Origin of the sequence: Rhodopseudomonas palustris, assembly GCF_003591005.1 — a bacterium.
Lineage (GTDB): Bacteria > Pseudomonadota > Alphaproteobacteria > Rhizobiales > Xanthobacteraceae > Rhodopseudomonas > Rhodopseudomonas palustris_K.
Map to the genome: position 1 here is coordinate 34,587 of NZ_QYYD01000004.1, position 13,666 is coordinate 48,252.

The 13,666-nt window shown below is 66.6% G+C and carries 14 protein-coding genes; 4 read left to right on the forward strand and 10 right to left on the reverse strand.

Annotated elements, in window-relative coordinates; genetic code table 11:
• Nucleotides 1–449: 449 nt before the first annotated feature.
• From D4Q52_RS05085 to D4Q52_RS05095, 3 genes are all read right to left on the reverse strand, one after another.
• On the reverse strand, nucleotides 450–1,067 hold the full coding sequence (locus D4Q52_RS05085) for a DUF6790 family protein (protein ID WP_234831072.1): 618 nt from the start codon (nucleotides 1,065–1,067) through the stop codon (nucleotides 450–452).
• A 270-nt stretch (nucleotides 1,068–1,337) separates the two neighbouring features.
• Nucleotides 1,338–1,736: a hypothetical protein gene (locus D4Q52_RS05090; RefSeq protein ID WP_234831073.1), complete on the reverse strand. Its 399-nt coding sequence runs from the start codon at nucleotides 1,734–1,736 to the stop codon at nucleotides 1,338–1,340.
• Nucleotides 1,737–1,925: 189 nt separating this feature from the next.
• Nucleotides 1,926–2,897, reverse strand: a complete 972-nt coding sequence (locus tag D4Q52_RS05095) for a M23 family metallopeptidase (protein WP_119855473.1) — start codon at nucleotides 2,895–2,897, stop codon at nucleotides 1,926–1,928.
• A gap of 214 nt (nucleotides 2,898–3,111) precedes the next feature.
• Here D4Q52_RS05095 and D4Q52_RS05100 point away from each other — a divergent pair, with 214 nt between their 5' ends.
• Complete coding sequence (locus D4Q52_RS05100; protein WP_119855474.1) at nucleotides 3,112–3,318, forward strand: DUF2934 domain-containing protein; 207 nt, start codon at nucleotides 3,112–3,114, stop codon at nucleotides 3,316–3,318.
• Between the two features lie 337 nt (nucleotides 3,319–3,655).
• Here D4Q52_RS05100 and D4Q52_RS05105 read toward each other — a convergent pair whose 3' ends face one another.
• Entirely contained in the window at nucleotides 3,656–5,758 is a 2,103-nt protein-coding gene (locus tag D4Q52_RS05105) for a DEAD/DEAH box helicase (RefSeq protein WP_119855475.1), read from the reverse strand.
• Nucleotides 5,759–6,167: 409 nt separating this feature from the next.
• Here D4Q52_RS05105 and D4Q52_RS05110 point away from each other — a divergent pair, with 409 nt between their 5' ends.
• Nucleotides 6,168–7,571 (forward strand): sensor histidine kinase, encoded by a 1,404-nt coding sequence (locus D4Q52_RS05110; protein WP_234831074.1) that lies wholly within the window; start codon nucleotides 6,168–6,170, stop codon nucleotides 7,569–7,571.
• A gap of 10 nt (nucleotides 7,572–7,581) precedes the next feature.
• On the opposite strand, the gene arsB is transcribed toward D4Q52_RS05110, so the two are convergent.
• The 4 genes from arsB to D4Q52_RS05130 are packed head-to-tail and all read right to left on the reverse strand — an operon-like array spanning nucleotide 7,582 to nucleotide 10,024.
• A complete protein-coding gene (arsB, locus tag D4Q52_RS05115) occupies nucleotides 7,582–8,688 on the reverse strand; it encodes an ACR3 family arsenite efflux transporter (RefSeq protein ID WP_234831075.1) in 1,107 nt (368 codons plus the stop codon).
• 34 nt (nucleotides 8,689–8,722) lie between these two features.
• Complete coding sequence (arsC, locus tag D4Q52_RS05120; protein ID WP_119855477.1) at nucleotides 8,723–9,148, reverse strand: arsenate reductase (glutaredoxin); 426 nt, start codon at nucleotides 9,146–9,148, stop codon at nucleotides 8,723–8,725.
• The gene (locus D4Q52_RS05125; RefSeq protein WP_119855657.1) at nucleotides 9,148–9,675 is read right to left on the reverse strand and encodes an arsenate reductase ArsC; all 528 of its coding nucleotides are present in this window, start codon (nucleotides 9,673–9,675) and stop codon (nucleotides 9,148–9,150) included. Before D4Q52_RS05125 ends, arsC begins: the two co-directional genes overlap by 1 nt.
• Nucleotides 9,668–10,024, reverse strand: a complete 357-nt coding sequence (locus D4Q52_RS05130) for an ArsR/SmtB family transcription factor (RefSeq protein ID WP_119855478.1) — start codon at nucleotides 10,022–10,024, stop codon at nucleotides 9,668–9,670. The genes D4Q52_RS05125 and D4Q52_RS05130 overlap by 8 nt, the downstream gene beginning before the upstream one ends.
• Before the next feature lie 74 nt (nucleotides 10,025–10,098).
• On the opposite strand from D4Q52_RS05130, the gene arsH reads away from it, so the two are divergent.
• Nucleotides 10,099–10,809 carry an arsenical resistance protein ArsH gene (gene arsH, locus D4Q52_RS05135; RefSeq protein WP_119855479.1) on the forward strand — a complete coding sequence of 237 codons (711 nt, stop codon included), beginning with the start codon at nucleotides 10,099–10,101 and terminating at the stop codon, nucleotides 10,807–10,809.
• Nucleotides 10,810–10,884: 75 nt separating this feature from the next.
• Here arsH and D4Q52_RS05140 read toward each other — a convergent pair whose 3' ends face one another.
• Nucleotides 10,885–12,141: an arsenic transporter gene (locus tag D4Q52_RS05140; RefSeq protein ID WP_119855480.1), complete on the reverse strand. Its 1,257-nt coding sequence runs from the start codon at nucleotides 12,139–12,141 to the stop codon at nucleotides 10,885–10,887.
• Between the two features lie 472 nt (nucleotides 12,142–12,613).
• Between D4Q52_RS05140 and D4Q52_RS05145 the strand changes: the two genes are divergently transcribed.
• Entirely contained in the window at nucleotides 12,614–13,471 is an 858-nt protein-coding gene (locus D4Q52_RS05145; protein ID WP_119855481.1) for an NAD-dependent epimerase/dehydratase family protein, read from the forward strand.
• A gap of 17 nt (nucleotides 13,472–13,488) precedes the next feature.
• Here D4Q52_RS05145 and D4Q52_RS26410 read toward each other — a convergent pair whose 3' ends face one another.
• A complete protein-coding gene (locus D4Q52_RS26410; RefSeq protein ID WP_182915235.1) occupies nucleotides 13,489–13,629 on the reverse strand; it encodes a hypothetical protein in 141 nt (46 codons plus the stop codon).
• Nucleotides 13,630–13,666: the final 37 nt, after the last annotated feature.

Genomic DNA, 13,666 nt, shown 5'->3' on the forward strand with positions numbered 1-13,666 from the left:
ATTTCTTCGTCGTCTTGGACGTCGATGATGCGGGTATTCTCTTTGAGCCGAGCGGTGATTTCAGCTCCGAAGCCAAGTACTTTTAGATCTTCTGAGATCGCAATTGCCCCATCGCAGCCAGATAATCTGGCTACAAACCGGCGCCCTTCCACGAGCAATTCGTACTCGTGGGTCAAGCGAAGATCAGCGTGAGAGATGCTTTCTCGGCTTACGTCCTTGTCAACCGTCTGCCTTGTGACGAGATCCCAAAAGTGATGGCCGGCATTGATGAACGAGATGAAAGCGTCCCGCAGCACGTCAGCCCGTAGGGCGGATTGGCGCAGCGTAATCCGCCATTGCGTGGAGACAAGCGCTATGGCTGTTCGGCGGGTTACGCCTTCGGTTAACCCGCCCTATGATGGCCCTTCCGCTCGCGCGGTTCGGACGACGTCCAGGATCGATCAGGAGCATCACAGATCGAGGTCGCGCGTCCGCACGGGCTGGCGCGAAAACTCACCGTCGTCCTGCGGCATCGCCAGCAAGGCATCGGCGAACGGCACCTCGCGTGCCCGCTCGTTCCGTCCCCGCCACCACAGCCACAACAGCACCCCACCAAACACCGGAATGCCGATATCCGTATAGAACACCACCCCCGCATTGCCCGCGGCGAAATTGTGCTGCGTTGCCATCTGATAGATGTGACCGGCGGCGGCGCCGAGCGAGAACACGCTGGCGCCGAGGATGGCGGCGAGGCGGAGGTCGAAGCTGCGGAAGGCGGCGAGGAAGCCGACGACGGAGAAGCCGAGGCTGGCGGTGGCGACTTCGAACTGGAACGGACTATCTGCCCAGCCGATGAAGGCCGCGGACATCTTGCCGAAAAAGCCGTGCATGACGAAGTTGTAGAAGTAACAGACGCCGATCGACCAGAACACGTGCCAGGCCAGCAGCTTGTCGATCACCTCCGGCGATCGCAGCGGTCTTGGTGCGCGTGCGATTGCGACCAGCGCGAACAGCAGACCGGCGACGAGGAAGCTCAGCGAGAAGTTCGACAGCACGAATACGATCGTCGCCTTGATCACTTCCGCCATGCCGCCTTCTCCGATCGGTGACGAGACCCGCCCCACCACGCCCATGCGCGGGCGATCGGGGACTGATAGCATCAATTCGGATGCGAGTAGTCAAGCGTAGTGCGGATGAGCGTAGCGCTGTCCGTTTGGTCGGAGACGGTCGGTGATCGCGGATCGCCATGCGGGTCGCCGATCGGGTCGGGGGCCTGATGCCGTGCCTGTGACATCCGCGATATAGTGCGCGAGTGGCCCGCGGCGTTGCCGGCTCGCGGCCCTCCAGGGCCTGCGATCTCACGCTCGCCGCCACCTGTTCACCACCCGGATCGCGCCCCAGGCTCCCGTCAGCGTCACGATCATCGTCGCGGCGAGTGCCGCCGCCATCACCAGGCAGCCGGCGGCGGCGATCGACGTCGAGCCGCGCACGAACGGGCTGAGCAGCAACGTCGCCGCCATACCACCGAGCGGGGCCGCCAGAAAGGCGCCGGTGAAGGCGAGCAGAATATTGACGATCCAGCCGAGCGGACCGCGCTGCCTGCGCCAGGCCTCGTGGATGGCGACCGCCAGCGCGCCGACAAACAGCGCCAGCGCGATCACCAGCGGACCGCCGACGCTGCCCGGCGGGATCGCTCCGCTGGCTTGGAGAAACAGCACGAAGAGAACCGCGAACAGCACCAGATAGGGCATGGGCATCGTCCGGCTTGTGTCGGCGGCGGCGTCGTGACGCTAAACGGTCGGCGCGACCGCAAGGCCGCCGGCGTCGTCAGCGCCGCGTTCCTGTCCCTGCTATGTCCGGCGATGCGGCGTTTGCGTTCAATGCGGAGACGCGACGCGCCCGTGTCTGGTCCGCGGTCATGGCGCTGCGGCCGCTGGATCGGCCGCTCAACGCAGTTCGGCGTCGAAGCTGCGTTGCAGAACTTTGCTGCCGTCGGGGCGGGTGATGGTGTAGGTCGCGCTGAGGCGGCCGGTCAGGGCGACGCGGCGCTTGCCGAGCGCGATGAAGGCTTGGGCCTTGTTGCTGTCCGAGGGCGGGAAGGTTCGTTCCACCAACACCTTGCCGTCGGCATCGACCACCTTCAGCGCCTGCACGTCGCCGGCGCGCAGACCGATGGTGCGAGCGTAGGCGATGATCGGGCCGTTGTCGGAGAGTTCGTTGGACTGCCCCTGTTCGATCGACTGCATCGTCACCGGCCGAGACGAGAAGCCGACATTGAGCACTTCGGTGGGGCGATAGTGCAGCTGCGGCTGCAGCGCCGGCTGCCACAGCGACGGCCCTTCGCCGCACGCCGCGCCGGCCGGGTAGGCAAACGGATCGACGATCTTGCCGTCCTTGCGGATGCTGACGTGAACATGCGGAAACGCGGTGTCGCCTGACAGGCCGACCCGGCCGAGTGTCTCGCCGGCCTTCACCAACTGCCCCGGCCTGACCACAAGGCTCGCTTTCGCCAGGTGGCAATATTGCGACGTCCAGCCTTCGGCGTGCCGAACGACCAGTCCATTGCCGCATTCCTGGCCGCGCACGGCCTCGCGCCCGGTCACCTGCGTTGAAACGTCAGGCATCGAATCCCGCGTGCGTTCGACGACGCCGTCGGCGACCGCCAACACAGCCACGCCGCGCTGTTGCGTCGCCGTATCGGGCAGCCGGAAGTCGGTGCCGTTGTGGGTGTCGTAACTACGCGGCCCGCAATGATAGTCGCGTGTGCCTGCGGTGCTGTCGTGGTCGACGTAGTTCTGGATGAAGCAATCGGTCCCGACCGTGCAGGCGATCGGCAGCGACAGCACCGGATCGGCGGCTGCCGAGTTGCATGCGACAACAACAGCCGCCGCCAGGACCGGCACGATCGATCGATGCATATTTGAGACTTCCGAATGTTCGCGCGGCGCACGATCACCATTGCAGCGATTTGCGCCGCCGGTGTGGCGATCTGCGGCCCCGGCGCAGTCGATGACCGATAGACGTGCCCGCGACGATCGATCGTTTGATACACATGTCACGGTGCTACGCCGTGATTGGCGATTTATTAACCGCGTCACGGCATCGTTCCCGCAACGCAATAGGAGTTTTGAGATGCAGGACATGGACCAGGCGATCCGCGAGCGTGCTTACCACATGTGGAACGAAGCCGGCCGGCCGGAAGGCAATGCCGACGCGTTCTGGCTGAGCGCGCAGCGCGAATTGCTGGCGCAGTCGCTCACCCAGATCGCCACCGTCAAAACCGCCGCGCCGAAGCCCGCCGCGAAGAAAGCCGCGTCGCGCAAGCGCAAGGCGGCGTAAGCTTTGGGCGCGCGTAGCGCGTGAGTGTCGGGTTGTTGCGAAGTGGATGGATTGCCGGGTCAAGCCCGGCAATGACGGGGGTGTTGGAGGCACCGCTTCGCGCCACCCTCCTACGTCATCGCCCGCGCAGGCGGGCGACCCAGTATCCCAGAGCATCAGTTGTTGGCAGCGGCATCCCCGCGAGCGCTCTGCGATACTGGGTCACCCGCATTCGCGGGGTATAACAGCTTACTTTGTGGCGCGCCGCATCCTCACGCTGCGCCGTCATGCGCGGGCTTGACCCGCGTATCCATCGCGCGAGGAGCGCGTTGGGTGATGCGGTGCTGTTAGCTCGCGCTCAGCCGCGAAACTTCTTGGCCTTCTTCTTGAACGCCGGGCTCTTGGCCGACGGATCGGTGCGGCGGGCTTTGCTGACATAGGCCGGCTTGTCGTCGCGTGACTTCGGCTTCTTCTTGAACCCGTCGCTGGTGAAGCCGGCGCGTTTCAGCCCGTCGCTATCCCGCTCCGGCTTACGGGCGTCTTTGTCGAATGGCTTCTTCTTGAAGCCATCCTTGCCGCGCGGCGCATGCTGATCGGCAAAGCCGGCGCCGCGCGGGCGGTCGTCGCTGCGCGTGTCGCGGCGCGGATCGTCCAGCGGCTCGTTCTGCGGCGACCAGGAGTCCGGCCGCTTGCTGCGCCGCGTCTCGCGCTCGGATTTGCGCTCATACGGCGCCTTCGCCTCAGCTGAAGATTTCGCCGGGCGCTCGGCGCGCTCCTCGATCTGCTTGGCGCCGATCAGCGGTTCGATGCGGATGTTGTCGTCCTTGTCCGGACGCTTGATCTGGGCGGCGAAATCGACCGCTGCGGCTGCCGAGATCTCGAACTCGGTCGTGGTGTCGAGAATCCGGATCGCGCCGATGTCCTGCCGGGTGATGCCGCCGCGGCGGCAGATCATCGGCAGCAGCCAGCGCGCCTCGGCGTTCTTGCGCTTGCCGATGGCGGCGCGAAACCACACGCCGTCGGCCATGCTGTGTTTTTCTCCGGCTTTCGCCGAGCGCGTTCGCGGAGCCCTGTCGCGCGGACCGTAGTCGCGCTCCTCGCGCGAACCCTTGCCGGCGGCGCGATCGTCGCGGCCACGCGGCGCGCGCTCGCCGGGATCGAGAATGTCCTCCGGCGCCGGCAGCCGCGCGCGATACAGCCGCGCCAGCGCGACCGCGATCTGTTCGGCGCTGCGCTCGGCGAGTAGCGTCTGCGCCAGCGCCTGGTCGTCCGGGCTGGCTTCTTCGGTGAACAGATCGTCCTGCAGCATGCGCTGCTGATCGAGCGCGCGGATCTCCTCGGCCTGCGGGGCGGTGCCCCAGACGGCGTCGATGCCGGCAAGGTTGAGCAGCGTCTCGGCGCGTCGCCGCCGCGCCGGCGGAACGAGCAACACGCTGATGCCCTTCTTGCCGGCGCGCCCGGTGCGGCCGGAGCGATGCTGCATCACTTCCGGATCGTTCGGCAGGTCGGCGTGAATGACGAGGCCGAGATTCGGAAGGTCAATGCCCCGCGCGGCCACGTCGGTGGCGACGCAGACGCGGGCGCGGCCGTCGCGCAGCGCGTTCAGCGCGTTGGTGCGTTCGTTCTGGGTGAGCTCGCCGGACAGCGCCACCACCGAGAAGCCGCGCTCGAGCAGCGCGGTCGTCAGATGCGTGACGCCGCTACGCGTCGCGCAGAAGACGATCGCGGTCGGCGATTCGACGTAGCGCAGCGTGTTGACCACCGCGTGCTCGGCGTCGCTTGGCGCGATCCGGATGGCGCGATATTCGATATCGGCATGGCCGCCGTCGCGGCCGGCGACCTCGATGCGAAACGCGTCGTGCTGATAGGTCTTGGCGAGCGTGATGATGGTGCGCGGCAGCGTCGCCGAGAACAGCAGGGTGCGGCGGCTCTCCGGCGTGGTCTTGAGGATGAACTCCATGTCCTCGCGGAAGCCGAGATCGAGCATCTCGTCGGCCTCGTCGAGCACCACGGCTTTGAGCTGCGAGACGTCGAGCCGGTGGCGGCGGAGGTGATCGCACAGCCGGCCGGGCGTGCCGACTACGATATGGGCGCCGGCTTCGAGTTCGCGCTGCTCGCGGCGCGGGTCCATGCCGCCGACGCAGGAGACGACGCGGGCGCCGGCTTCGCCATACAGCCAGCCAAGCTCGCGGTGCACCTGCAGCGCCAGCTCGCGGGTCGGCGCCACGATCAGCGCCAGCGGCGCCCCAGCGCGCTCGAAGCGCTCGGCGTCGCCGAGCAGGTCGCGGGCGATGGCGAGGCCGTAGGCGACGGTCTTGCCGGAGCCGGTCTGGGCGGACACCAGCAGGTCGCGCCCGGCGGCGTCCGGCGCCAGCACGGCGCTCTGCACCGGCGTCGCTTCGGAATAATTGCGGGCCGCCAAAGCTCGCGCGAGCGGCGGGGGAGAAGACGAGAATGGCACGGGCAGGCAACCTTCTGGGCGATGACGCCGAATGGGAAATCCCGACGGCTCCAGCGGAGCCGTGACAATCCGCGGCCGCGAGCGGCAGGCGATGACGGGAGGTCGGGAACGTTTAAGCCAAGACGGGCAAAAGCGCCAATCATTCCTTGCTGACGGGGCCGCGATCGGGGCGCTGGCCCGGCCGGCCGGTCGCGGAACCCGGCGCTGGCCTGCCGCATATTACCTCTAGTTCGCCTTCCGTCACCTCGCGTATGGTTGGCCGGCGGGCCACCCGCCAGATCTCCTCACCGCTCATGATCCGATCGTGCGCGCCGTCCGTCCAGCTCCGATGTCCTCATTCGATCCGCAAAGTCTGGTCCAGCCCACAGCCGAACGCCGCGCGTCACTGTCGCATCGCGTTTCACTTCTGATGCAGCGCATCGGACTGCGCTTCGAAGACGCCGCCGCCGAGCATCGCTTCGTCGAGATCTTTGTGCGCGGCAGCCTGCGCTGGACCCAGGCGGCGATGCTGCTCGGCGCGCTGACCTATGCGGGCTACACCTTCTGGGATTGGGTGTTGTATCCGGAGGTGGTGCCGACCACGCTGGCGATCCGGGGCGGCACAGCGCTGTTCGTGCTGCTGCCGCTGACGGTGCTGATCGCCTTCGCCCGCCGCTGGACCGAGCCGATCCTGCTGCTGTACTGCGTCATTCCCGGCTGCGTGCTGCCGTTCGTGTATCTGGTGCTGCCGTCGGGCTTCACCTTCGCGTCGGCGGGGATGATCATCGTCATCCTGTTCGTCTCGACCATGCTGCCGCTGCGGGTCGGCTCGCTGCTGGTGTTCTGCGTCACCACCTGGCTGGCCTTCGCCTTCGTCGAATGGATCGCGCCGTCGCTGCCGAGCGGGCTCGGCTTCATCAATCACTTCCTGATCGGCAACGCCTATCTGCTGTCGCTCTACGCGGTCGGCGCCCGCGAGTATCGCGCCCGCCGGCTGTTTGAGACCACCGAAGCACTGCGCCGCGAAACGGCGCGCGCCGAGGCGTCGCTGCAGGCATTGCAGGCGACGCAGGCGCATCTGGTGCAGGCCGAGAAGCTGGCCTCGCTCGGCCAGTTGGTCGCCGGCGTCGCCCACGAGGTCAGCACGCCGATCGGTCTGGCGCTCACCACCTCGACGACGATGCAGGGCGACGTGCAGGGCTTGGCCCAGATGGTGAGCGGCGGCCAGGTCCGGCGCTCCGAGCTGGTGCGCGGCATCGGCCGGCTGGAGCAGGGGCTGCAACTGACCTGGCAGAGCCTGCACCGCGCCTCGGAGATGATCCACACCTTCAAGCAGGTCGCGGTCGACCACGCCAACGAGCAACAGGAGGCCTTCGAGCTGCAAGGCTGGCTGGGCCAGACCTTCGACAAGCTGAAGCCGCTGCTGGCGCGGCGCGGCCTCGCGATCGAGGTCGACGTGCCGCCCGGCATCAAGCTGCACAGCTATCCGGGCGCGCTCGGGCAGGTGATGAGCATCCTCGCCTTCAATGCCGCGGAGCACGGCTATCCGAGCGGCGCCGGCGGCGTCTTCACACTGACCGCCACACAGATCGACCCGGGGACGGTGCGCATCGTCTGCGCCGACCGCGGCACCGGAATCGCACCCGAGCTGCGCGACCGCATCTTCGATCCGTTTTTCACCACCCGCCGCGACAGCGGCAGCGCAGGCCTTGGCTTGCACATCGCGTTCAATCTGGTGGTCTCGACGCTCGGCGGCACCATCGAGCTGATTGCGCAGGAGAGAGGGGCCGGCTTTGCAATCGAGATCCCGACGCAGCGGGCGATGATGAACTGACTAACGCGTGTTACTCCGGCGCCCGCGCGGTTTGGACCTGTGACAACGGCTTGCCCGGCGCGGCGTCATCCATCCCGGATCGGGACTGCACACCTGTAGACAATTCGTACCAACCGCGGCTGCGGTTGACGATCCACACCACGGTGAGCATCACCGGGACCTCGATCAGCACGCCGACCACGGTGGCGAGCGCCGCGCCGGATTCGAAGCCGAACAGGCTGATCGCGGCCGCGACCGCCAGCTCGAAGAAATTGCTGGCGCCGATCAGGGCGGAGGGGCCGGCCACGCAATGCTGCTCGCCGGCGAGGCGATTCAGCAGATAGGCCAAGCCGGCATTGAAGTAGACCTGGATCAGGATCGGCACCGCGAGCAGCGCGATCACCAGCGGCTGCTTGATGATCTGTTCGCCCTGGAAGCCGAACAGCAACACAAGCGTCGCCAGTAGCGCGACCAGCGACAGCGGCTGGAATACGCCGAGCAGCCGCTGCAATCCGGCTTCCCCGCCGCTCGCCAGCACGCGGCGCCGCAGCAGCTGCGCGATCAGCACCGGCACCACGATGTACAGTACCACCGACAGCAGCAGCGTATCCCACGGCACGGTGATCGCCGACAGCCCGAGCAGCAGGCCGACGAGCGGCGCGAAGGCGAACACCATGATAGTGTCGTTGAGCGCCACCTGGCTCAGGGTGAAATGCGGCTCGCCCTTGGTCAGGTTCGACCACACGAACACCATGGCGGTGCACGGCGCGGCGGCAAGGATGATCAGGCCCGCGATATAGGAGTTGATCTGCTCCGCCGGCAGATAGGAGCGGAACAGATAGCCGACGAACAGCCAGGCGAGCGCCGCCATCGTGAACGGCTTCACCGCCCAGTTGATGAAAAGCGTCACGCCGATGCCGCGCCAATGTTCCCGGACCTGCGCCAGCGCGGCGAAGTCGATCTTCACCAGCATTGGAATGATCATCAGCCAGATCAGCGCCGCGACCGGCAGGTTGACCTTGGCGATCTCGGCCGCCGCTATCGCCTGGAAGCCGCCCGGCATAACGTGTCCGAGCCCGATGCCGACGACGATACACAGCGCGACCCACAGGGTGAGATAGCGTTCGAAGGTGGACATGCAGATTGTTCCAGTCGACGGCCGAACCGAAAATCTAAGCGGTCGCCACGCGTCGGCCGCTGGCGTCGACCACCTGCTCGCCGTCTTCCTTGAAGAACTCGCCGCGCTGCGGCGGCAGGAGGTCGATCACTTCCTCCGACGGCCGGCACAACCGCACGCCGTTCGGCGTCACCACGAACGGCCGGTTGATCAGCATCGGATGCGCCATCATGGCGTCGATCAGATCGTCGTCACCGAGCGACGGATCGCCGAGCTTCAGCTCCGCGAACGGCGTGCCCTTCTCGCGCAGCGCCTGTCGCGGCGTGAGGCCGGCGCGCGCAATCATCTGGCGCAGCAGCGCGCGGCTGGGCGGGCATTTCAGATACTCGATGACGTGCGGTTCGATCCCGGCGTTGCGGATCAGGCCGAGCGTGTTGCGCGAGGTGCCGCAATCGGGATTGTGGTAGATCACGACGTCCATCACGCCACCTCCGGACGGCCATGACTGGTCCCATCGAGCTGGCCGATCGCTCGGAGCTTGGTCCCGAGCGCGACGCCGTCGAGATGCTTGATCGGCAGCGCCGTGAAGGCGCTGATGCGGTTCTTCAGATAGCGAAACGCCTGAAAGAAGGCGCGGTCCTTGTCGAGGTCCGAGCCTTCGACAGCAGCTGGGTCTTCGATCCCCCAATGCGCCGTCATCGGTTGGCCGGGCCACAGCGGGCAGGCCTCGCCAGCCGCGTTGTCGCAGACGGTAAATACGAAATCCATCACCGGCGCGTCGGACTCAGCGAACTCCAACCAGCTCTTCGAACGCAACCCCGCCGTCGGGTAGCTGCCCTCAGCAAGCACCTTGATGGCGAACGGGTTGACCGCGCCCTTCGGCTGGCTGCCAGCCGAGAAAGCATTGAATTTGCCGCGGCCATCTTTGCGCAGGATGCTCTCGGCCAAGATCGAGCGGGCGGAGTTGCCGGTGCACAGGAACAGGACGTTGAAAATCCGGTCAGACATGGACGACATCCTCGGTGGGGCAACAGGGCGTAAGGTCGGCGATCAGCGGCGCGCAGATCTCGGCGCGGCCGTTGCAGCAGTCCTTCAGCATGAACAGCATCAGCTCGCGAAAGCGGGACAGGTCGGCGCGATAGATGACCGAGCGGCTGCGCCGCTCGGAGGTCACCAGCCCGGCGTGGCTCAGCACGCCCAGATGCACCGACATCGAGTTTGCAGGCACGCCGATCGCTTTGGCGAGGTCGCCGGCGGCGACACCGTCCGGCTCGCGTCGGACAAGCAGGCGAAACACCGCCAGGCGAGTTTCCTGCGACAGAGCAGACAGGGCGTCGAGTGCATCGTTGGTTTCCATAATTCATGAATAATTGAATTATAAGCGCTGATCAAGTAGAACGTCGCTGTGTTCAACCGACCTTCCGGAGCCCGATGACCGATCCAGCAAACCTTCCGCACATCATTGCAAACGTCTTCACAATGCCGAATCCGGCCCGCTTCGGCGATCATGCGCAACATCGTCCGCGGATCTTGCTGCTCTACGGCTCGTTACGCGAGCGGTCGTACAGCCGTTTTGCCACGATGGAGGCTGCGCGTCTTTTGCAGGCCTTCGGCGCCGAGACGCGGATGTTCGATCCTGCCGGCTTGCCGTTGCCCGACGGCGCGCCCGCGGAGCATCCGAAAGTGCAGGAGTTGCGCGACCTCGTGAAATGGTCGGAGGGGCAGGTGTGGTGCAGCCCGGAGCGGCACGGCGCCATGACCGGCATCATGAAGGCGCAGATCGACTGGATCCCGCTGTCCCTCGGCGCCGTTCGGCCGACCCAGGGCAAGACGCTGGCGGTGATGCAGGTCAGCGGCGGCTCGCAGTCGTTCAACGCGGTCAATCAGATGCGCGTCCTCGGGCGCTGGATGCGGATGATCACAATCCCAAATCAATCCTCGGTGGCCAAGGCGTACGAGCAGTTCGATGACCAAGGCAGGATGCTCGCATCCGCTTACTACGACCGGATCGTGGACGTGATGGAAGAGCTTGTGAAGTTCACGCTGCTCACTCGCGGCGTGTCGTCCAGTCTCACTGATCGCTACAGCGAACGCAAAGAGGATTTGGCCAAGCGACACCAAGCGCGGTTGAAAGAGATGTGAGCAATGGCGGCTGGACGCGGATCTTCGCGATACGAGCGCGGCGCTTGCGATGCTCTCGGCTGTTTGCAGTGTTGCTTACGCCGGCATCAACATCAGCGCCGCCAGCGCCAGCACCAGCGCCGGGGTCATGATCAGCACGCCGAGGCGCAGGAAGCGGAGCGCTCCGATGTGTTCGCCCTCGCGGCGGAGCGCGATCAGCCACAAGATTGTGGCGAGTGAGCCGGTGACCGAGAGATTGGGGCCGAGGTCGACGCCGATCAGCACCGCGCCGGTGATCTGATGGGAGGCCTGCGCCGCCTGCGTCGTCGTCGCCGCAATCAGGCCCATCGGCAGATTGTTGACGAGGTTCGACCCGAAGGCCGTCAGCAGGCCGGCGGCCCAGGCGGTGGTCTGCGGCGAGGACGCTGCTGACTCACGTAACTGATCGGACAGCAACGGCAGCAGGCCGGTGTGATTGAGCCCCTCGACCAGCACGAACAGCCCGGCGACCAGCGGCAGCACCGACCACGACACGTCCTTGATCACCGGCAGCGGCGATTTGCGGCTGATCAGTAGCACCATCACGGTGACCAGCGCGCCGCAGATCAGCGTCGGCAGGCCGAGATCGTGGCCGAACGCCGAGGAGGCAAGCAGCGCAACGGCGGTCAGCGCGATGCCGCCGGCGACGATCGCGGCGCCGCGCGTCAGCCGCACCGGCTCGACATGGGTGTCGACCTTGCCGCGCAGGTGCCTGCGCTGGGTGAAGCGCAGCATCACGAAGGTGGCGAGGATCGCGACGAGCGACGGCACCGAGAACACCCGCAGCCATTCCAGCAGCGTCGGCATCCGATCGCCGAACACCACGAGATTGGCGGGGTTTGAGATCGGCAGCACGAAGCTCGCCGCGTTGGCGATGAAGGCGCACACCAACAGATACGGCAGCGGCTCGACCTTGGCGGCGCGCGCGGCCGCGTACACCGCCGGGGTCAGCACCACCGCGGTGGCGTCGTTGGAGAGAAAGATCGTCACCAGCGTGCCGACCGCATAGACGATGCTGAACAGCCGGGACGCCGAATGCCGCGAGTGCCGCACCGCCTGCACGGCGAGCCAGTCGAACAGTCCCTCCTGACGCGCCACTTCCGCCAGCAGCATCATCCCGATCAGGAAGAAGTACACGTCGAGGCCCTTGCCGGCGGCGGCAAGCGCGTCCTGCCAGGGCAGTAATTGCAGCACCACCAGCAGCACCGCGCCGGCCGCGGCCCAAATGTACTCCGGCAGGTTCCACGGCCGCGCGACGACGCCGAGGGTCGCCAGCGCGGCGATGCTGCAGGTCGCGGCCGTGACGGTGATCATTGCTCGGCTCCGAGCGAGGCGGACGCCCAGATCTGCGGCGATAACGGGGAGAGGGCGGCGCGTCGGCCATCGGCGGAAGCGATCAACCAGACGAACACGGCCACCATCCTTTCGCTCGGAACTCGTGCGGCGTCCGCGACACGGACGAGCGACTCCCTGGGGCCGAGGCCATATCGCGGCGGTCGCAGGGTTGCCAAGCTGAAATCACAGCCTGGCCGCGCCGACAAATCACAAGCTGCTGCCTGCTCGCGCGCCGCGCGAAATCAGCCGCGCTTACGCTCCATCCACGGACGTGACCGATACGCCGTTGCAGCGCTGCGCATCGCCAAGCGCAGCGCTGTTGTTAGCGGCCCGCCGGCTGAGCGCTGTCGCGAGGAGGCGACTCCGCCGGCCGATCCTGCTATGCAGCGCGGATGTTCAGGATCGTCTTAATCGCCGCGAACGGCGCATTCGTCGAAAGGCTGGCCGCGTCATGACAACGCCGCGGCCTTTGGTGATCGGCGCCACCGGCATGGTAGGCGGTGCCATCCTGCGCCGGCTCGTGGCCGATGGTGCACAGCCCATCGGTTTGTCGCGGCAGCCGCGGCTGGCCGGTGACGGCGCCGATTGGCTGGCTGGCGATCTCGCCGATCTCGGCCGCGCCGCACTGCCGCCGCTCGGCGTCGTCTACGCCACCGCGCCGGTGGGGCGTGTCGCCGACGCCGTTCCGCAACTCGCGGCGGCCGGCATGATCCGGCTGGTGGTGTTCACCTCGACCAGCATCGCTACCAAATGGGACACGCCCGATCCGGACGAGCGCGCCGCGATCCGGCTGTGGGGCGCCGATGAAGCACGGCTGATTGCAGCGTGCGAGGCGAACGGTGTGGCCTGGACCGTGCTGCGGCCGACGCTGATCTATCTCGAAGGCCGCGACGGCAATGTCAGCCGCATCGCCGGCCTGATCCGCCGCTTCCGATTCTTTCCGCTGATGGCGGGCGGCGAGGGGTTGCGCCAGCCGGTCCACGCCGACGATCTCGCCGCCGCCGCGATCGCCGCCGCGGCGCGGCCGGTCTGTACCGGCAAGACCTACAATCTGCCGGGCGGCGAGACGCTGAGCTATCGCGAAATGGTCGGCCGGATCTTCGACGGGCTCGGCCTGCCGCGAATCATCGTGCCAGTGCCGGATTGGGCGTGGCGCGTGGTGCTGCCGGTTGCGGTGCGCGTGCTGCCGGGACTATCGGCGACGATGGCGACCCGGATGGCGAAGGACATGACCTTCGACCTTGCTCCGGCTTCGGCCGAGATCGGCTGGCAGCCGCGAGAGTTTCGTCCGGTATTCAGCAATAGCTGAATACCGGCGTGGTCGACCTAGCGAACGATGCCGATGGCCGCAACGCGCGCCGGCTGCTCGCCGCCGCGCCATGAAAGTCCAGCCGAGGCCTGCGCCGCGGCGAGAAACAGCGCCATCGCCACCGAAAGGTAAACAAATCGCCTGATATCCGAGACCATGATCAAATTCCTCGCGGCACGACGTATTTTATCAGCG